Origin of the sequence: Pararhodobacter zhoushanensis, assembly GCF_003990445.1 — a bacterium.
GTDB classification, from domain to species: domain Bacteria; phylum Pseudomonadota; class Alphaproteobacteria; order Rhodobacterales; family Rhodobacteraceae; genus Pararhodobacter; species Pararhodobacter zhoushanensis.
Genome location: NZ_REEZ01000002.1, coordinates 297,541 through 316,675, shown reverse-complemented (window position 1 = coordinate 316,675; position 19,135 = coordinate 297,541). Strand labels below are relative to the sequence as shown.

Here is a 19,135-nt window from a genome sequence, read left to right as displayed (position 1 = left end):
CCTTGCATCTGGGCGACCGGGCCCTACACTTGACCCATGTTGACACAAATGAATGAACCCGCCGGGCTTGTGAAAGCTCAGGACCGGGATTGGTGGCGCGGCGCGGTAATTTACCAGATTTACCCCCGCAGTTTTCAGGACTCCAATGGCGACGGGATCGGCGATCTGGCCGGGATCATCCAGCGCCTGCCGCATATCGCCGAGCTGGGCGTTGATGCGATCTGGATCAGCCCGTTCTTTCGCTCGCCCATGGTCGATTTCGGCTATGACGTCAGTGATTACCGCGATGTGGACCAGATTTTCGGCACGCTGGGCGATTTCGACGCGCTGATCGAGCGGGCGCATCAGCTGGGGCTGAAGGTGCTGATCGACCTCGTGCTCAGCCATACGTCGGAACAACACGCGTGGTTCCGCGAAAGCCGCTCTGGCCAGGATAACGCCAAGTCAGACTGGTACGTCTGGGCCGATGCCAAGCCCGACGGGACGCAGCCGAACAACTGGCTGTCGATCTTTGGCGGCCCGGCGTGGGAGTGGTCGACCGAACGGCAGCAATATTATCTGCACAATTTCCTTGTCGAACAGCCCGATCTGAACTTGCACAATCCCGATGTTCAGGACGAACTTCTGAACATCGTGCGTTTCTGGCTGGATCGTGGGGTTGACGGTTTCCGGCTGGATACGGTGAACCTGTATTTCCACGATCCCGAATTGCGCAATAATCCGGTTTTGCCAATTGGCGAGCGCAACGAGATCCTGACGCCCAGCGTCAATCCCTACAACTGGCAAGACCACCTCTACGACAAGAACCGGCCCGAGAATCTGGCGTTTCTCAAGCGGTTGCGGGCGGTTCTGGATGAATATCCGGCGACCACCAGCGTCGGCGAAGTGTCGGATGCGCAGCGCGGACTGGCGATCCAGTCGCAGTATACGTCCGGTGACGATATGTTGCATATGTGCTATGACTTCGCCTTTCTGTCGGGCACCTACCCGACCGGCGACCGGGTGGCGGATGTGCTGGACACGTTCGGCGAACTGGGGCCGGAAAGCTGGGCCTGCTGGGCTTTTTCCAACCATGACGTGATGCGCCACATCTCGCGCTGGGAGCTGCCCAAGCCCGCCATCCGCACCTTCGCCGCGCTGCTCCTCAGCCTGCGGGGCAGCGTGTGTCTCTATCAGGGCGAGGAGCTGGGGCTGAGTGAGGCCTACGTTCCCTTCGAGGAACTGCAAGACCCCTACGGCATCCGCTTCTGGCCCAAGTACCACGGGCGCGACGGCTGCCGCACGCCGATCCCGTGGGTGCATGACGGGGTGAACGGTGGTTTCTCGACGGCAAAACCATGGTTGCCGCTGCCGGTCGATCATCTGGAACATGCAGTTGCCCGGCAGACCGACGACTGGGACAGCATGCTGCGGTTCTATCGCAAGATGATTGCCTATCGCCAAAGCCGCGAAGCGCTGCGCACCGGCTCGTTCGAGGTGATCGAGCGACGGCCCGAGATGCTCAGTTTTATCCGCCGGTCAGAGAATGAAACGCTGTTTTGCGCCTTTGCGCTCAGCGACGAGCCGCAGGCGATCAGCCTGCCGCCGGGCCGGTGGCAGGCCGACGACAGCGCGCCATTCCGCGCAACGCTGCTGGGCCCCGAGCGGACGCTGGAGCCGTGGCAGGTGCTGTACGCGCTTAAGAAGGACTGAAGAAAAGCGGGGCGTTCGGAGCAAATATCCGAACGCCCCCGGCTTTTACGCGGCGGTTTGCGGCACCGAACGGACCGAAGCGCCCCCGGCGTGGTCATGGCTGTCGCGCACGGCGTTGCCCCAAGCCTTGACGTCATAGGTGCGCACCGTTTCGCGCAACTGGCGCATGCGCGACACGCGCTCTTCGGCGGGCATGGTCAGCGCGTGCAGGATCGCCGTGTCCATCGAGCGGTTCGAGAACGGGTTGGTGATCACCGCCTGATGCAGCTCGACCGCTGCCCCCGCGAATTCCGACAGCACCAGAACCCCGTCGTCATCGGTCCGCGCGGCGACAAATTCCTTGCACACAAGGTTCATGCCATCGGCCAGCGGGGTGATCCATGCCACATCGGCGGCGCGGTAATACGACACCAGTTCCTCGAACGGAATCGCTTGCGAGATCAGCGCGACAGGCTGCCAGTCCAGACGGCCATACCGCCCGTTGATCTGGCCTGCAGCCTGTTCAATCTCGCCCTGAATGTCCGAGTAGATCGTCATGTTCTTGTTGGCACTGACCGAAACATGCATGAGGCGAACCTTGCCGTGCAGCTCGGGATGCGCTTCGAGCAGGCGGCCAAAGCTGGCCAGCTGTTCGACGCCGCCCTTGGTGTAATCCGTGCGGCCCACCGACAGGATCAACTGTGCCTCGCCCAGATCCTCGCGGATTTCCTTGACGCGGGCGTCGGTCTCGGGCCGGCGCGCGCGGTCTTCGATGAAGCCGACATCCACGCCAACCGGCGTCACGCTCAGCGTGACCTGACGGCCCTCATAGCTGAGCGCCTTGGGCACGCCCCGTTCGGACAGCGCAGTGCCGTCGGAATAGAGATGCGGCGGCACTGGCGCGCGGGCCGCGACCACAACGTCGCATAGGCTGCGCGCGACCGAGGCGAAATTCTCGGCGTACCGAGGGATGTGGAAACCGACATCGTCGCAGGCCAGCAGGCTTTCGACGATCTCGCGCCGCCAGGGCAGCACGTTGAACATATCCGCCGCCGGGAAGGGCGTGTGGTGGAAAAAGGCGATGCGCACATCGGGGCGCAGTTTGCGCAGATAGCCCGGCACCAGCCACAGGTTGTAGTCATGCACCCAGACCAGCGCGCCATGCGCCGCTTCGCGCGCGGCGGCTTCGGCAAAGGCCCAGTTCACTTCGCGGAAATTGGGCCATTCGACCCGGTCGTAGTTATACTTTTCCTTGAAGCTGTGCAGGATCGGCCAGAACGCCTCTTTCGAGGTGACGTGGTAGAATTCGCGTACCTGTGCGGCGGAAAGCGGCAGCCGGGTGACCGAGTAGGTGCCGAAATCATCGGTGATCTCGATCACCGGCTCGAAGTCCGGGTTGGCGGGGTCTTCCGCCAGCTTCCACGCCACCCAGGACCCGCGATCGACCGCGCCGAAGAAGCTTTTCAGCGTCGGCACGATCCCATTGGGGCTTTTGTTCTCGCGAAGGACGATCTTGCCGTCCACTTCAACCTCTTCATAGGGTTGTCGATGATAGACGATGACCAGATCAGACGGCATGATGACCTCCTATGCTGCGGTTTGGGTGATGAAATTCTTGGCGATGATGGCTTCTGCGATGCCCCCTGCGCCATGAGCTTCAGCGATATGGACATGGTCCAGACCGGCCAGCTTGTCCAAAAGGCCCTGCTCGGAATTCCCCACCGCAACGGCCGGAAGGCCCAGCGACAGCATCGACAGATCGTTGAGCGTATCGCCCGCAACCAGACAGCGGCGGGTGTCGATTTCAAGATAGGTCAGCAGGCGCAGCAGCGACGGGCCCTTGCTCACGCCCTTGGGCAGAACGTCGAAGAAACGGTTGTCGGAAACCAGCGCGTCGAGGCCCATTTCGGCCACGATATCCAACGCGCGGGTATCGAACAATTCGGGGTCCATGTCATAGCTCAGACGGTAGCGGAAACCGGTCGATTGCAGGGACAGGCCGGCAAGGCCTTGCAGCGCCACTTGCGCGCGGGGGCCGGTGTTGACCCAGGCGGCTTCGATCTCGCGTTCCAGCTCAAGGATCGGCGCGACGAAGTTGTTGTCGTCGAACTCGGCAATCGTGGTGCCGACATCGCCGATAACGTAATCCGGCTTGGGCACTTCGCCCGAGCGCGTCAGATCGCGCACGAACTTGGGGTCGCGGCCGGTGACGAAGATCAGGCCGACCTGATGGCGGTTCTCTTCGATCCAGCGGTACAGACCGGCGCGGGCATTGTCGTTGCCGCCCAGAAACGTTCCGTCGAGATCGGTTGCGAGGACCAGCTGCTTTTGCGAGATGGCGCGAGGTTGAACGGAGGGAATGATGTTCATGAGATCCTTTCTGCAAGATTTTGGATAGCTTGCGCTGATGCCGGGTGGTCAAAGACCAGATCCATCGAGCGCGGTTCAGATTCAATCGGACGGGCCCAGAGCGCGGCAAAGGTCGCGCCCAGATCAGCGCCGTCGCGCAGGATGGTTTGTACGGCCACGCAGATCGGCATCGACACGCCGACACGGTGGGCAAGGTCAGTGACCGATTTGGCGTTCATTTCGCCTTCGACCACCACGGGTTTACCGTCAAAGCACTCGGCCCGTGGCACGCCTTCGCCCAGCTGAAAGCCCAGCGACATGTTGCGCGAGGTCGGGCTGGAGCAGGTCAGCGTCAGATCGCCGATGCCCGACAGGCCGGTCACGGTTTCGCGCCGCCCGCCCAGAGCCTCGGCCAGTTGCTTCATCTCATCAAGGCCCCGTGTGATCAGCGCGGCGCGGGTGTTTTCGGCAAAGCCCGCACCCGTCATCATGCCGCAGGCGATGGCGATGACGTTCTTGACCGCGCCGCCGACCTCGACCCCGACCAGATCGTCGGACACATAGGCGCGGAAGCTTTCGGTCGTCAGCGACAGGGCCAGACGCACCGCAGGGCTGGAGCCGGGGTTGATCCGGTCCGAGGGGCCAAAGGCGAAGGCAACGGTGGCGGCGGTCGGGTGGTTCAGCGCGGTTTCGCGGGCGAAGGTCGGCCCCGAGACGACGCCGACCGGGTGGCCCGGCAGTTCCTCTTCCGCCACTTGAGTCATCAAAAGGCCGGTTTCAGCCTCGATCCCCTTGGCGCAGACGGCAACCGGCATGCCCTTGGGCGCGAACAGCGCCACCTGACGCGCCACGCTGCGCACGCTGCGCGAGGGCACGACGATCAGCGCCGCATCGGCCCCGTCCAGCGCATCGCGCATTTCCTTGACGCCGAACAGCCCGTCAGGCAGCGGCACGCCGGGCAGATGGCGGGTGTTCTCGCGCTGGCGGTTGATGTCGGTGATGACCGCCGGATCACGGCCCCACAGCCGAGCGGTGGCGCCCGACCGGGCAAGCGTGGCGGCAAGGGCAGTGCCCCATGACCCGGCACCGATCACGGCGACGGTGTCATAACGGCGGGCGGGTTGCGGCAGCGAAGGACCGGGAATCGGTTGAAGCTTCATCGTCTTCCTTTCGTTCTGCTCGGCTCTGGGCGCATCGCGGCGACGCAGGATGCTCAAAGCCATGTGCGGCGGCAGGGGGGCACGCTATCGTCGGGTTGTGCGGTGCACCCCTCATCGAAATATGTTGCGGTGCGGCAAATCGTCGAGCGCAGGGCTAGCCAACGGCGCTCGACGGATCAGCGAAATGGGCTCCCGCCCATCCGTTGTGCACTATCATGCACTTGTTGCCAGCTCGATCCGCGTCTTTAGCTTAATATAGGCCGCTTTCGACATTCTCAACGTCGTTTTTTGACATTTCGTGACTATAGCCTAGTTTCTGCGGTGCAGCGGCACAATTCGCCCTCTGTTGACCCGTTACCGCAACCAGATCTCAGGAGACCCGCATGAGCACGACCGTCAGAACCGCAATTTTTCCGGTGGCAGGGCTTGGAACGCGGTTTCTGCCCGCGACCAAGGCGACGCCGAAAGAGCTGCTGCCGGTCATCGACACGCCACTGATCCAGTATGCGATCGACGAAGCGCGCGCGGCGGGGATCGAGCGGATGGTGTTCGTGAGCCACCCCAGCAAGGCCGCCATTGAGCGCTATGTGATGGACGACAAGCGCCTGAGGCGGAACCTTGAGGCCAAGGGAAAGCATGCGCTTGCCGAGCAGTTGCACGACAGCGCCTTGTCCGCGGCTGACGACGATGTGGTGTTCACCATGCAGGACGAGCCGCTGGGTCTGGGTCACGCCGTGCTCTGCGCGCGCCCGCATGTGCTGCCGGGGCCGGTGGCGGTGATCCTGCCCGACGATCTGATCCTCGGCGCGACTGGCGCGCTTTCGGAAATGATCGCGGCCTATGACTCCGCGCTCGTCGGGCACATGGTCGCCGCGATGACCGTCGACCGGGCCGAGACGCGGAAATACGGCGTTCTGTCGGTGACGGGGCAGGAGCGGGATGTCATCCTGGCGGACGGCATGGTCGAAAAGCCCGAGCCTGACGCAGCCCCGTCGCGTAAGGCGGTGGTCGGGCGCTATGTGCTGGACGCGTCGATTTTCGACGATCTGGCGCAGATTGCCCCCGGTGCTGGGGGCGAGATCCAGCTGACCGACGCGATTGCGCAGGGCGCGGCGCGACTGGGGTTGGGCGGTTTTGCCTTTACCGGGCGGCGCTTTGATTGCGGGTCCAAGGCCGGGATGCTGGAAGCGACCCTGCATCTGGCCCAGCAGGATCCCGAGTTTGCCGCTGTCCTCGCCGCCTTCAGCGCAGCACCACGCGCTGCCGCCTGATCACGCCTCGCGCGTTCTGGCTCGCACCGTGCGGTGGGTGATCTGGCTGCCTGTGCGCGCGTCGACCAGCACCGGCTGGATGGGTTCGTCGGTCTCGCGCGACATCAGCGTGACCGATGAGCCGCCCTCAGCCGGGACATGGGTATTCGCCCAGTCAATCAGCGTAACCAGCAGCGGATAGAGCGCCTTGCCCTTGTCGGTCAGGCGGTACTCGTGGCGCAGGGGCCGCTGTTGATACGCCTCGCGGCGCAGCACACCGTCGGCTTCCAGTTTGCGCAGCCGGTCGGCCAGGACGTGCCGCGTGATCCCCAGCCGTTCCTGCATCTGGTCAAAGCGGCGGATGCCAAAGAAGCACTCGCGCACGACAAGCATCGTCCAGCGATCACCGACCACGGACAGGCCGCGGGCGACGGGGCAGGCTTCGGTTTGCAGCTCGGTCCATTTCATCGGGCCAGTGTATCAGCGGTTGACAGGTTCCGAAAGAGAACTTACGCCATAAGGGTTCCGAAAGGGAACTTACCTAACCCCGACGGGAGAGATCGTATGACCACGCAAGACGCGCCCCGGACCAGAACCCGCAGCTACAGCTATGCGCTGGAGGTGCTCGATACCGGCGCCGCGCTGCGGATGTCGGGGCTCGAGTACATGCGTGCGCTGGCCGCCGGAGAGATCGGAGCGCCGCCGTCGATGATCACCACGCTGGGCTTTTCAAATCCGCTGGATCTGGAGGATGGCAAGGCCGCCTTTGAGGCGGACGCGGCCGATTTCCTGCTCAACCCGATGGGCGCGGTTCACGGCGGGTTTGCGGCGACGCTGCTCGATACGGTGATGGGCGCGGCGGTCCACACGTCACTGGCGCCGGGTCTTGGCTTCACCACCTCGGATCTGTCGGTGAAATACACGCGGGCGATCCTGCCGGGCACCGGCCGCTTGCGGGCCGAGGCGACGATTGTTCACCGGGGCCGCCAGATGGCGACAGCGCAAGGCACGGTGATCGGTCTGGCAGACGGCAAGCTTTATGCGCATGGGTCCACAACCTGCCTGATCTTCCCGCTGACCTCGGTAAAGGGCTGAGATCGTGAACCAGACCCTACCGCCCCTCGACCCCGCCGCCCGCGCGCGCGCTGCGCGCACACAGGCTCTGCTGAGCGCGCCCATCGGCCCGACGCTGGCCAAACTCGCCGCGCCCAATGTTCTGGCAATGGTCGTGCAGGCGGCGCAAAGCATCGCCGAGGCCTATTTCGCCAGCCGCATCGGCGTCACCGCGCTGGCCGGGCTGGCGCTGGTTTTCCCGCTGGTGATGCTGACGCAGATGCTGTCCGCTGGGGCGATGGGCGGCGCGATTTCGGCTTCGGTGGCGCGGGCGCTGGGGGCGGGAAACCCAGCCCGTGCTGCCACGCTGACGATCACCGCGTGGAGTCTGGCGGTCGGTTTTGCGCTGGTGATGGCGGCGATCATGCTGCTGTTTGGTCCGGCGATCTTCGGCACGCTGGGCGGCGGGCCTGAGTCAGTGGCAGCAGCCGTGACCTATGCGGCGGTGTTCTTCCCCGGCTGTATCGCGATCTGGATGTGCCACGCCTCGCTCAGCGTCATTCGCGGCACGGGCGACATGGGGATGCCGTCGCTGCTGTTGCTGCTGGTCTCGACGGTCTCGATCCCGCTGGCCGGTGGCTTCGCGCTGGGCTGGGGGCCGCTGCCCGCGCTGGGCATGGCGGGTCTGCCGCTGGGGCTGATCGTGGCCTACGGCGTCGGCGCGCTGGTGGCTGTCGGGTATATCGCCGCCGGGCGGACAGGGCTGGCTTTCAAGGGTGCGCTGGGGCGCATCGACGGCGGCATGTTCCGCGATATCATGAGCGTGGGCGCGATGGCCTCGGTCAATACGGTGCTGACCGTGCTGACGGTTGTGATGATGGTCGGCATGGTCGGCAGGCATGGCGAGGGCGCGCTGGCGGGCTATGGACTGGGCGCGCGGCTGGAATTTCTGATGATCCCGGTGATCTTTGGCATCGGTGCGGCAATGACGTCGATGGTCGGCGCCAATATCGGGGCAGGGGCCAAGGCCCGCGCGCTGCGGGTTGCGTGGACGGGATCGCTGGCCGGGGCGGCGATTGTCGGGGTGATCGGCACGGTGCTGGCCCTGTTCCCCGATCTGTGGCTGGGCATCTTTCTTGAGTCCACGAACACCGAGGCCCTGACTGCCGGGCGCGCATATTTCCACATCGTCGCGCCGTTCTATCCGTTCTTCGGGCTGGGTCTGGCGCTCTATTTCGCCTCGCAGGGGGCAGGGCGCATGCTGTGGCCGGTGATCGGGAGCTTCTCGCGTATCGGGGTGGCAATTGGCGGGGCGGTGCTGCTGAGCTCGATGACGACGCTCGGGGTCAACGGGGTGTTCATCGCGATTGCCTTTGCCATGCTGGTCTATGGATCGATCATCAGCATCGCCGTCTGGCGCGGTCGCTGGGCATAGGATGGAAGGCGATGCTCTATCTTGAGGATTTCGCACCGGGGCAGACCTATGGCTCGGGCACGCTGACCGTGACCGGGGCCGACGTGATCCGCTTCGCCACCGAGTTTGATCCGCAACCGTTCCATCTGGATGCCGAGGCGGCCAAGGGCAGCCTGTTCCGGGGACTGGCTGCAAGCGGCTGGCACACGGCGGCGATGACCATGAAGCTGTTGCAGGGCGGAGAGCTGACGCCGGCTGGCGGTATCATTGGTGCCGGGTTCGAGGAATTGAACTGGCCACGCCCGGTGCGCCCCGGCGACGTGTTGCGGGTTCACAGCGAAATCCTTGACGTCCGCGCCTCGCAGTCCCGCCCCACGCAGGGGCTGATCAAGGTGCGTGGCACGACGTTTAATCAGGACGACAAGCCGGTGCAGGTGTTCGTCGGTCATCTGATCGTGCAGGCCCGCCCGACGGTGTAAGCGGGCCCTTGCCGTCGGACCAGTCCCCTGTCTATCGTAACCTCAACGCGCGATGAGGGGGCGGGACGATGAACAAGGTTGAGACTGCTCGCGCTGTCGTTGCGGCCCGCCTCGGCGCGATCCCGTCAATCGCCGCATGACCCTTGATCACCTGATTTCGCAATACGGCCTGTGGGCGGTGTTCGTGGGCTGCTTTTTTGAGGGCGAGACCGCGGCCATCACTGGCGGTGTCTTTGCGCACCGGCATCTGCTGCTGTTGTGGCAGGTCACGCTGGTCGCGGGTTTTGCGGCCTTTCTGGCGGATATGAGCTTCTTTCTGGCAGGGCGGCGGTTTCGTGACCATCGGTTTGTGCGCAAGCTGGCTGCCCGCCCGCGTTTCGCGGTCGCGCTGCGCGGCATCGACCGGAACCCCGCGCGCTTTGCCACCGTGTTCCGCTTTATCCCCGGCATGCGGATGATCGGTCCGTTGGCGCTGGCGCAATCGACGATCTCGACCGCGCGGTTTGCCCTGCTCGACGCGCTGGCAGCGGCGGTCTGGTCGGTGCTTTATGCTGCGCTCGGGCATGTCATCGGGCAGATCCTGGCCGCGCTGTTCGGCCCGATCGAGCGGGTCGAGGTGCTGTTGATCGGCGCGCTCATTGCCGCGCTTGCCGTCGCGGCTGTGATCCTGTGGCGTCGCCACCGTCGGGGTTGAACGCAGAGCCTTGCTGCGACAGACTGTCCTGTGAGGGGCGTTTTGGGCGGAAAGATGAGCAAAGTCAGGGCTCTGTCGGTGCGACATGAACGAACCTACCCGGTGCTAACCTGGAGGCGTATGGTCTGCCTAAGACTCAGGTATAGTACCTGAGAGGGGCTGCTGCCGCGTCGATGCGTCGATCAGGGCGCGGCCGCGCCCGGTGGGGTGCTCAAGAACCTGAGTGAGGTGTCCGAATGTTCAACGATTTCGCCGCGATTGATCTGGCCCGTTTCCAGTTCGCCTTTACCGTGTCGGCGCATATCATTTTCCCGGCCTTCACCATCGGTCTGGCCAGTTTTCTGGCGGTCTTGAACGCCCTGTGGCTCTGGTGGCGCGACGACGTATATCTGCGGCTCTTCGACTACTGGAAGACGATCTTCGCCGTGACTTTCGGCATGGGCGTCGTGTCGGGGATCGTGATGTCCTACCAGTTCGGCACCAACTGGTCGGTGTTCTCGGACCGTGCCGGGCCGGTGATCGGGCCGCTGATGGGCTACGAGGTGCTGTCGGCCTTTTTCCTCGAGGCGGGCTTTCTGGGCATCATGCTGTTTGGCCGTCAGCGCGTCGGCGAGAAACTGCACATGGCTGCTACGGCGATTGTCGCGGTGGGCACGCTGTTCTCGGCCTTCTGGATTCTCAGCGCCAACAGCTGGATGCAAACCCCGGCAGGCTACGGGATCAACGAGCTGGGCCAGTTCGTGCCCGAAAACTGGTGGGCGATCATCTTCAACCCCTCGTTCCCGTATCGTCTGGTGCATATGGTGCTGGCCGCCTACCTGACCACCGCCTTTGTCGTCGGCGCGGTCGGCGCGTGGCATCTGCTGCGCACGCCAGAAAGCCGGGGCGCGGCGATCATGTTCTCGATGGCGATGTGGATGGCGCTGATCGTCACGCCGATCCAGATCTTTGCCGGGGATGCGCACGGGTTGAACACTCTGGCGCACCAGCCCGCGAAAATCGCTGCCATCGAGGGGCATTATGAAAGCTACCCCGAGGGGCGCGTGCCGCTGATCCTGTTCGGCCTGCCCGACGATGACGCGGGCGAGATGCGCTATGCGGTCGAGATCCCGCTGCTCGGCTCGCTGATCCTGACGCATGACCTGAACACGCCGATGCAGGGGCTTGATGCGTTCCCCGAGGATGAGCGCCCGAAATCCGCGCTGATCTTCTGGACCTTCCGTATCATGGTCGCCGTCGGCTTCGCCATGTTGGGCCTTGGCCTGTGGGCCGCTTTCGCGCGCTGGCGCGGACACTTGACCACGTCGCCCTGGCTGCACCGCGCGGCGGTGTTGATGGGGCCGACCGGCTTTCTGGCCGTGCTCTGCGGCTGGATCACCACCGAGGTGGGCCGTCAGCCCTATACCGTCTACGGGCTGCTGCGCACCACCGACAGCGTCGCGCCCTTGCAGGCCGAGGCTGTCGCCACCTCGCTCATCGCTTTCATCATTGTCTATTTCTTCGTCTTCGGGTTCGGCACGCTTTACGTCCTGCGCCTGATGAGCAAGCGGCCCAAGGACCGGGTCGATATCGAGGAAATCGGCCCGACCCGCTCGTCCGGGATCACCCCGGTTGCCGCCAGTCCCTCAGCACCGCACACGACGGCCAAGGAGTAAGCCATGGTCTTTGACCTTTCCTTCATCTGGGCCGGGCTGATCGCCTTTGGTGTGCTGGCCTATGTCCTGCTAGACGGGTTCGATCTGGGGATCGGCATCCTGTTTCCTTTCCTCAAGGACCGACAGGAACGACATCTGGCGATGAACACCATCGCGCCGGTCTGGGATGGCAACGAGACATGGCTGGTGCTGGGCGGCGGCGGGCTGTTTGCGGTGTTCCCGCTGGCCTATGCCATCGTCATGCCCGCGCTCTATCCGCTGATCATCGCCATGCTGCTGGGGCTGGTGTTTCGCGGTGTGGCGTTCGAGTTCGTGCACCGCACGGCGCGGATGCAGGGGTTCTGGGAGATCGGCTTCTGGGGCGGCTCGCTTGTTGCCACGCTGGCGCAGGGCATGGCGCTGGGCGCGCTAGTGCAGGGCATCACGGTCGAGGGGCGGGCCTATGCCGGGGGCAACTGGGACTGGTTCACACCGTTCTCGGTGCTGACGGCGCTGGCGCTGCTGGTGGGCTATGCGCTGCTCGGCGCGACATGGCTGATCCTGAAGACCGAAGGCGAAACGCTGCAACGCGCGCAGCGCTTCGCGCGCCCGCTGGCGCTGGCGTTTCTGGTGGCGATTGCAGCGGTCAGTCTGGCGACGCCCTTCCTGCACCCGCAGTACCTTGAGCGCTGGTTCGGCTGGCCGAGCGGCCTCTACAGTGCCATCGTGCCGGTGCTGCTGGCGCTCGCCGTGTGGCAACTGTGGAGCGGCTTGTTCCACGGCCACCCTATGCGCCCGTTTCTGGCCACGGTGGCGATTTTCGTGATCTCGTTCGCCGGGCTGGGGGTCAGCTTTTACCCCAATCTGGTGCCCCCGAGCCTGACCATCGTCGAGGCCGCAGCACCCGATGCCTCGCTCAAGTTCCTGCTGGTCGGTGCTGTGGTGCTGATCCCGGTCATTCTGGCCTATACCGCGTTCTCGTATTGGGTGTTTCGCGGCAAGGTGAAGCACAGCGACGGGTATCACTGATGCGCTGGCTGTGGTTCGTCGGGCTCTATGTCGGCAGTGTGCTGGCGCTGGGCGCGGTGGCCTATGCGATCCGCTCGGTGCTGATGTAGTCAGCTGACATGGATGGCGAACAGCGCCAGCAGCACGAAGACGGCGGCGACCAGCAGTGCCAGAAACGCGTCGCTGGCCATCGCGCCGTCATCAAAGCTGTCCTGCGCGTCGATGCGTTTGCGCAAGTGGCGCATGCGCAGATAGGCGACCAGCACCACCACGCCGCCCGCGATCAGCATCAGCACCTCGGACCACAGCGGCGCGGGCGTGTCGCGCAGCCGGGCCGAGGCCAGACCGAAGCCGACAATCGCCACCGCCGTGCGCACCCATGCCAGAAAGGTGCGCTCATTCGAGGAGTGGTCCGCGTAATTGGTGATCATGGCCGCATCCTTGTGTCACCGCCCTGTACCTGTGCCATGGCGCGCGCGCGGCGCACAAGACAGCGCTCAAGAGGCGTGCTCGGCCAGATCGAACACCTGCAACCCGTCCAGCCCGGTCTGCCGTGCGATCCAGTCCGGGTGGTGCAGGGTCGTCTGCGCATCCTTGGCCCCGGCTGCCCAGTGCTCATGCATGCTCAGGCGCGAGAATTCGTAATCCTTTGACTGCGTCTCGAACCGTTCCTTGCGGTGGATCAGATGCACCAGCGTCCGTGCGCTGCCGCCGCCGATGGCACAAAGCGCGGCCAGATCGGGGTCGTCGCGCAGATCCTTGGGCAGGCGGTCACGCAGGCGCAGGGCGGCAGCGCGCAGGTCATGCAGGGTCTTGTAGCGGTCGGTGGTCAGCCGGGTGCGGCTGGAATACTGAATGTCCTTTTGCCGCTGCGCCACCGCGCCCAGATCCGGCGGCAACGGCCCGCGCGCGCTGAACAGGTCGATCTGGAAGACACAAAGCGGCTCATCCCCGGCGCTTTCCATGACGTATTGCAGCGGCGTGTTCGACACGAGGCCGCCGTCCCAATAATGCCGTCCGTCAATCTCGACCGCCGGAAAACCGGGGGGCAGGGCGCCGCTGGCAAGGATGTGTTCCGGGCCGATCCGCGTTGTGGCGCTGTCAAAATAGGTGAAGTTGCCGGTCTCGACATCGACCGCCCCGACAGACAGGCGCGGGCCCTTGTCGTTGAGATAGTCGAAATCGACCAGCGACTGCAGCGTCTCGACCAGCGGGGCGGTGTCATAAAGGCTGGCGGCGGGGTGATCGAGCATCGGCCAGAAGGCGGGCAGCGGGCGGGGGCGGAAGAAACCGGGCACCCCGGTCGAGGCAACGGCCATCGCTGCCGCTTCGGTATAGGCCCGGCGCGCCGCGTCACCGCCCAGCCAGAGCGGGGCGCGCAATTCCGACGTGATCGTCTCCCAGAAGGCGGTCAGGCTGGCACGGCGCTCGGTAGGCGGGTTGCCACAGATCAGCGCCGCATTGATCGCGCCGATCGAGATCCCCGCAACCCAGTCCGGCTGGTATCCGCCCGCCGCGAGGATCTCGTACGCACCCGCCTGATACGCCCCCAGCGCGCCGCCGCCCTGAAGGACCAGTACCGTTTTCTCACCGTTATTCATGGCTTTGCTTCCTGTGTCTCCGGCACCTTTGAGTCGTCTGCGGGTGCCTTCGGGCGGGAAAAGACCCCTTGTAACCTCTAAATAGGGGCGGTGTCCGCTTTGGTCGAGATTGACGGACAGTCAGCGCCCTTGGCATCAGCGCACCTTGCCGTGAACGTCCCTGAGAACCGCCCCATCAGGGCACTGCCGCTTTTCGCGGCGATCTGCGCACTGCGCGTCCCGGCCCCTGCGGTCGGCTCGTCAGCAGGGTTGCAATTTGATCAAAATGTTGCTCAAGTTTGAGTCGGACCAACGGAAATGAGTATTTCAGGCATGGCACTGGCGACGCTGATCATCACGAATGGCCGCGTATTGACGATGGATGCGCGCCACCCCCGCGCCGAGGCGGTCGCGCTGCAAGGCGATCAGATCATGGCGGTGGGCGACACGGCGAGCATCGCCGCACTGGCCGGTCCGGGTTGCCGGATGATTGACGCGGGCGGGGCTACGGTCCTGCCCGGTTTCGTTGAAAGCCACCTGCATCTGTTCATGGCGGGCAACGAACTGGCGCATCTTCAACTGCTGGGCATCGAAGGACCCGAAGCGCTGGGCGCCGCGCTGACCGCCTATGCCGCCGCCAACCCCGATGTGCCGGTGATCCGGGGGCAGGGGTGTGATTACGCGATCTACGGCCGCTCGCTGACCCGCCACGACCTTGACGCCATCGTCGCCGATCGCCCGGTGCTGCTCAGCGCCGCCGACCATCACACCGCCTGGGCCAACACCAAAGCGCTGGAAATGGCGGGCATCCTGCGGGGCCGTGACCTGCCCACCGGCAATGAGATCGTCATGGCCGAGGATGGGCTTGCTGCGGGCGAGCTGCGCGAGTTCAACGCTTTCGAGCCGGTGCTGGCGCTGAGCGGCGAGGAGCGGATCTCGGCGGGGATTGCCACGGGCGAAGAGCCGAACCCGATGCCCGGCTACGCCGACCTGATGCGCGATCTGGAGCCGATGGAGCGCGGGTTGAAGCATTGCGCCAAGCACGGCTTTACCTCGCTGGTGAATATGGATGGCAACCGCTACACGCTGCTGGTGCTGTCCGAACTGCGCCGTCAGGGCCGTCTGACCGCCCGTGTGCGTGTGCCGTTCCACTACCGCCCGCACCGCACGCCCGCCGATCTGGAACAGGCCAGTATTCTGAGCGCCGAGTTCAACGATGACTGGCTGTCCTCGGGGTTCGTCAAGCTGTTCATGGACGGCGTGATCGACAGCGAAACTGCCGTTCTGGTTGATGACTATCCCGCCACCCCCGGCTGGAAAGGCGACGCCCTGCACAGCGACGCCCGCTTCAAGGAGATCGCAATCGAGGCTGACCGACGCGGCCTGCAGATCGCCGTTCATGCCATCGGTGACGGGGCGGTGCGCCGCGTGCTCGACGGCTATGAGGCCGCGCGCAAGGCCAATGGAAAGCGCGACTCGCGCCACCGGATCGAGCATATCGAGCTGATCAGCCGTCAGGACGTCCCGCGTCTGGCGGAACTGGGCGTCGTCGCCTCGGTCCAGCCGGTACATGCGCCGGGCGCAATGGATTTCCCGGTTTTCCCGACCATGGACAAGATCGCCCGCGACCGCTGGGTTGATGCCTATCTGTGCCGCGATCTGGCCGAGGCGGGGGCGAAGCTGGCCTTCGCGTCGGACTGGCCGGTGGCCGATGTGAACCCTTTGCGCGGCATTCAGGCGGCAATGACCCGGCCCACTTATGAGGGCGCGCGCGATCAGCGCATCCCGCTGCTCGACGTGCTGGCCGCCTATACCACCGGCGGCGCCTATGCCGAGCATACCGAGGATCGCAAAGGCTGCCTGCGCCCCGGCTATCTGGGCGATGTGGTGATCCTGTCGGACGACATCGAGTCTGTGCCGGTCGATCAGATCGGCGCGATGCAGGTTGCGAAAACCATTTGCGGCGGTCGCGTCGTCTGGGAGGGTGAATGACCCAAGAAATCGAGATCGCCGGACTGAGCAAGGTTTTCGGACAGGGGGCCTCGGCCTTTCGGGCGCTGACCGACATCAACCTGAGCATCGACACCGGCGAGTTCTTTACGCTGCTTGGCCCATCGGGTTGCGGCAAGACCACGCTGCTGCGGATGATCGCCGGGTTCGAGCATCCGACCGGCGGCACGCTCAAGATCGCGGGCGAAGAGATGGCGGGCAAGGGGCCCAACGCCCGCCCGGTCAACACGGTCTTCCAGTCCTACGCGCTGTTTCCCCATATGACCGTGGCGCAGAACATCGGCTTTGGCCTGAAGATGCTGGGTAAATCGCGCAGCGAGGTGGACACAACGGTGGCCGAGATGCTGCGGCTGGTGCGCATGGAGCCGATGGCCGACCGCAAACCCAGCGAGATTTCCGGCGGTCAGCAACAGCGGGTCGCATTGGCCCGCGCGCTGGCGCCGCGTCCGCGCGTGCTGCTGCTGGACGAGCCGCTGAGCGCGCTGGACCTCAAGCTGCGCAAGGAGATGCAGAGCGAGCTGAAACGCCTGCAGACCGAGACCGGCATCACCTTTGTCTTCGTCACCCATGATCAGGAAGAAGCCCTGACCATGTCCGACCGCATCGCGGTGATGAGCGCCGGACGCATCCTGCAACTGGGAACGCCGCATGACATCTACCATGCGCCCGCCGAGCGGTTTGTGGCGGATTTCATCGGCGATACCAATTTCCTCGACCTGCCGGTCACCGCGATCAGCGGCGATGTCGCGACGCTGACCCTGCCGGGCGGCCAGTCAGCCGAGGCGCGACTGCCCGCAGGCTATCTGCCCGTGATAGGCGAGACGGTCACCGCCGTGGTGCGCCCCGAGCAGGCCGTGCTGGGCGAGCCGGGCAGCGGGATGCTGTCGGGCACGGTGGCTTCGAGCGTGTTCTTCGGCACCGACACCCACCTGCATCTGACGCTGTCCGACGGGCAGGACTTTATCCTGCGCCGTCAGAACACCGCCGATCTGCCCGTGCCGCAACCCGGCACGCCGGTCGGCATCACCCTTGGCGCGGGCACCCTGCGCGTGCTGAGGAGCTGAGCGCATGGCAGCCCAAACCCCCGACCCGGCCCCTGAGGGCGAACCGCAAGAGCGCCACGGCTGGAAATGGGCGCTGAACGCGCCCGCGCTGGCGGTGTTGATCCTCGCAGCCTCGGGCCCGTTGATCATCGTCGCCGTCTATTCCTTCCTCAGCCCCGGCAATATGGGGGGCGTGGCGTGGGATTTCTCGCTGGATGGCTGGTTCAAGGTCTTCTGGACGCGGGACATTTTCGACCCTGAAAATGTCAGCTGGAACTGGGGCAACCTGACGGTGTTCTGGCGCACGGTCTGGCTGTCGATCCAGACGACGGTGATCTGCGCCGTGCTGGGTTTTCCGACCGCGTGGTTCATCGCCACCCGCCCGCCGCACCGCCGCGCGCTCTGGTTGTTCCTGATCACCATCCCGTTCTGGACCAACCTGCTGATCCGTACCTTTGCCATTCAGGAACTGATCCGGGGTACGGGTCTGCTCAACACCGTGATGATGGGACTGGGCATCGTCAACGAGCCGGTGCAGATGCTCTACAGTGATTTCGCCATCCTTCTGGGCATGGCCTATGTGTTCCTGCCGCTGATGGTGCTGCCGCTCTACGCCGCGATGGACAAGCTGGACTTCCGGCTGGTCGAGGCGGGCTATGACCTGTACGCCAGCCGGTTCCGCGTGCTGTGGCACGTGATCCTGCCGCTGGTGAAACCGGGTTTTGTAGCGGGGTCCATTCTTGTCTTCATACCCTCGATCGGGGCCTATGTGACCCCGCGCGTGCTGGGCGGCGGGCGCACGATGATGCTGGGCAACCTGATCGGGCTGCAATTCGGGCAGGGGCGCAACTGGCCTTTGGGTGCGGCGCTGTCGATGCTCTTGCTGATCATCGTGATGATCGCGCTGATCGCCTATCTGCGCACTGTCAACCGTGACGACGGAGGCCGCCGTGGCTAAATCCTTTTCCGTCCGCCGCCTGCCCGGTTTCGGCGCTATCGCGTTGGCAACCTTCGTCATGCTCTACCTGCCGATCGTGGTGCTGGTGGTGTTCTCGTTCAACGCGGGTTCATCGCAATCGCAGTGGGAGGGTTTCTCGCTGCAATGGTACGCCGCCGCCTTTGCCAATCAGCAGGTGCAGGAAGTCTCGATCCGCTCGCTCTGGCTGGCGGCTGTGGCTGCCGGGGTGGCCACGGCGCTGGCCGTGCCTGCGGCACTGGGGACCACCCGGGTCAGCCGCTTTCCCGGCCAGACGATGATCTATGCGCTGATCAACCAGCCGCTGATGGTGCCCGAGATCGTCACCGGCATCGCGCTGCTGATCGTGGTGGCGTGGCTCAAGGTCCACACCGGCTATACCGGCATGGGCTATCTGGTGCTGGCGCATACCGCGTTTTGCATTCCCTTCGCCTATCTGCCCATTCGCGCGCGGCTTGAGACACTGGATGCGACGCTGGAATCCGCCGCCTCGGACCTTTACGCCAGCCCGTTTCAGGCGTTCCGCTTCATCACGCTGCCCCTGCTGGTGCCGGGGATCGCGGCGGGGTTCATGCTGAGCTTCGTGATCTCGCTCGATACCGTGGTGATCACCGAGTTTGTAAAATCGGCGGGACAGGATACGCTGCCGACCTACATGCTGGGCCAACTACGGCGCATCATCACGCCCGAGATGAACGCCATCGCTACGCTGTTTCTGGCGCTGTCGCTGATCTTTGTGACGGCGTTCTTCCTGATCACCCGCAAGCGCGGGTGATCCAACAAACCGCTACAAAAACCAACCAACCGGGAGTTA

At 64.6% G+C, this 19,135-nt stretch carries 19 protein-coding genes; 13 read left to right on the top strand and 6 right to left on the bottom strand.

Annotated elements, in window-relative coordinates:
* Positions 1 to 48 precede the first annotated feature (48 nt).
* Positions 49 to 1,692 (top strand): alpha-glucosidase, encoded by a 1,644-nt coding sequence (locus EAE28_RS06215; protein ID WP_127104965.1) that lies wholly within the window; start codon positions 49 to 51, stop codon positions 1,690 to 1,692.
* Between the two features lie 45 nt (positions 1,693 to 1,737).
* Here the strand turns inward: EAE28_RS06215 and ggpS are convergent, their stop codons facing one another.
* From ggpS to EAE28_RS06200, 3 genes are read right to left on the bottom strand one after another with little or no spacing between them, the layout of a single operon-like run.
* Positions 1,738 to 3,249, bottom strand: coding sequence for a glucosylglycerol-phosphate synthase (gene ggpS / locus EAE28_RS06210; RefSeq protein WP_127104964.1), 1,512 nt, complete (start codon positions 3,247 to 3,249; stop codon positions 1,738 to 1,740).
* A gap of 9 nt (positions 3,250 to 3,258) precedes the next feature.
* Complete coding sequence (locus EAE28_RS06205; RefSeq protein ID WP_127104963.1) at positions 3,259 to 4,041, bottom strand: HAD family hydrolase; 783 nt, start codon at positions 4,039 to 4,041, stop codon at positions 3,259 to 3,261.
* Positions 4,038 to 5,180: an NAD(P)H-dependent glycerol-3-phosphate dehydrogenase gene (locus EAE28_RS06200; RefSeq protein ID WP_127104962.1), complete on the bottom strand. Its 1,143-nt coding sequence runs from the start codon at positions 5,178 to 5,180 to the stop codon at positions 4,038 to 4,040. Before EAE28_RS06200 ends, EAE28_RS06205 begins: the two co-directional genes overlap by 4 nt.
* A gap of 383 nt (positions 5,181 to 5,563) precedes the next feature.
* Between EAE28_RS06200 and EAE28_RS06195 the strand changes: the two genes are divergently transcribed.
* The gene (locus tag EAE28_RS06195) at positions 5,564 to 6,451 is read left to right on the top strand and encodes a UTP--glucose-1-phosphate uridylyltransferase (protein WP_127104961.1); all 888 of its coding nucleotides are present in this window, start codon (positions 5,564 to 5,566) and stop codon (positions 6,449 to 6,451) included.
* Here EAE28_RS06195 and EAE28_RS06190 read toward each other — a convergent pair whose 3' ends face one another.
* The gene (locus EAE28_RS06190; RefSeq protein ID WP_127104960.1) at positions 6,452 to 6,898 is read right to left on the bottom strand and encodes a winged helix-turn-helix transcriptional regulator; all 447 of its coding nucleotides are present in this window, start codon (positions 6,896 to 6,898) and stop codon (positions 6,452 to 6,454) included.
* Between the two features lie 96 nt (positions 6,899 to 6,994).
* On the opposite strand from EAE28_RS06190, the gene EAE28_RS06185 reads away from it, so the two are divergent.
* From EAE28_RS06185 to EAE28_RS06155, 7 genes are all read left to right on the top strand, one after another.
* The gene (locus tag EAE28_RS06185) at positions 6,995 to 7,525 is read left to right on the top strand and encodes a PaaI family thioesterase (protein WP_127104959.1); all 531 of its coding nucleotides are present in this window, start codon (positions 6,995 to 6,997) and stop codon (positions 7,523 to 7,525) included.
* Between the two features lie 4 nt (positions 7,526 to 7,529).
* Positions 7,530 to 8,918 carry an MATE family efflux transporter gene (locus tag EAE28_RS06180; protein ID WP_246022290.1) on the top strand — a complete coding sequence of 463 codons (1,389 nt, stop codon included), beginning with the start codon at positions 7,530 to 7,532 and terminating at the stop codon, positions 8,916 to 8,918.
* An 11-nt stretch (positions 8,919 to 8,929) separates the two neighbouring features.
* Complete coding sequence (locus EAE28_RS06175; RefSeq protein ID WP_127104957.1) at positions 8,930 to 9,376, top strand: MaoC family dehydratase; 447 nt, start codon at positions 8,930 to 8,932, stop codon at positions 9,374 to 9,376.
* Between the two features lie 136 nt (positions 9,377 to 9,512).
* Complete coding sequence (locus EAE28_RS06170) at positions 9,513 to 10,070, top strand: DedA family protein (protein ID WP_127104956.1); 558 nt, start codon at positions 9,513 to 9,515, stop codon at positions 10,068 to 10,070.
* A gap of 236 nt (positions 10,071 to 10,306) precedes the next feature.
* Positions 10,307 to 11,725, top strand: coding sequence for a cytochrome ubiquinol oxidase subunit I (locus EAE28_RS06165; protein WP_127104955.1), 1,419 nt, complete (start codon positions 10,307 to 10,309; stop codon positions 11,723 to 11,725).
* Positions 11,726 to 11,728: 3 nt separating this feature from the next.
* Positions 11,729 to 12,733, top strand: coding sequence for a cytochrome d ubiquinol oxidase subunit II (gene cydB / locus EAE28_RS06160; protein ID WP_127104954.1), 1,005 nt, complete (start codon positions 11,729 to 11,731; stop codon positions 12,731 to 12,733).
* Positions 12,733 to 12,822 carry a DUF2474 family protein gene (locus EAE28_RS06155; protein WP_127104953.1) on the top strand — a complete coding sequence of 30 codons (90 nt, stop codon included), beginning with the start codon at positions 12,733 to 12,735 and terminating at the stop codon, positions 12,820 to 12,822. The genes cydB and EAE28_RS06155 overlap by 1 nt, the downstream gene beginning before the upstream one ends.
* Here EAE28_RS06155 and EAE28_RS06150 read toward each other — a convergent pair whose 3' ends face one another.
* Positions 12,823 to 13,143 (bottom strand): YidH family protein, encoded by a 321-nt coding sequence (locus tag EAE28_RS06150; RefSeq protein WP_127104952.1) that lies wholly within the window; start codon positions 13,141 to 13,143, stop codon positions 12,823 to 12,825.
* Between the two features lie 66 nt (positions 13,144 to 13,209).
* Complete coding sequence (locus EAE28_RS06145; RefSeq protein ID WP_127104951.1) at positions 13,210 to 14,313, bottom strand: patatin-like phospholipase family protein; 1,104 nt, start codon at positions 14,311 to 14,313, stop codon at positions 13,210 to 13,212.
* 297 nt (positions 14,314 to 14,610) lie between these two features.
* On the opposite strand from EAE28_RS06145, the gene EAE28_RS06140 reads away from it, so the two are divergent.
* Genes EAE28_RS06140 through EAE28_RS06125 form a run of 4 tightly spaced genes read left to right on the top strand, consistent with a single transcriptional unit; the run spans position 14,611 to position 19,096 of the window.
* Positions 14,611 to 16,284, top strand: coding sequence for an amidohydrolase (locus tag EAE28_RS06140; RefSeq protein WP_127104950.1), 1,674 nt, complete (start codon positions 14,611 to 14,613; stop codon positions 16,282 to 16,284).
* The gene (locus EAE28_RS06135) at positions 16,281 to 17,366 is read left to right on the top strand and encodes an ABC transporter ATP-binding protein (protein WP_127104949.1); all 1,086 of its coding nucleotides are present in this window, start codon (positions 16,281 to 16,283) and stop codon (positions 17,364 to 17,366) included. Before EAE28_RS06140 ends, EAE28_RS06135 begins: the two co-directional genes overlap by 4 nt.
* 4 nt (positions 17,367 to 17,370) lie before the next feature.
* Positions 17,371 to 18,303: an ABC transporter permease gene (locus tag EAE28_RS06130; RefSeq protein ID WP_127104948.1), complete on the top strand. Its 933-nt coding sequence runs from the start codon at positions 17,371 to 17,373 to the stop codon at positions 18,301 to 18,303.
* Positions 18,296 to 19,096 carry an ABC transporter permease gene (locus tag EAE28_RS06125; RefSeq protein WP_127104947.1) on the top strand — a complete coding sequence of 267 codons (801 nt, stop codon included), beginning with the start codon at positions 18,296 to 18,298 and terminating at the stop codon, positions 19,094 to 19,096. Before EAE28_RS06130 ends, EAE28_RS06125 begins: the two co-directional genes overlap by 8 nt.
* The last annotated feature ends 39 nt before the right edge of the window (positions 19,097 to 19,135 follow it).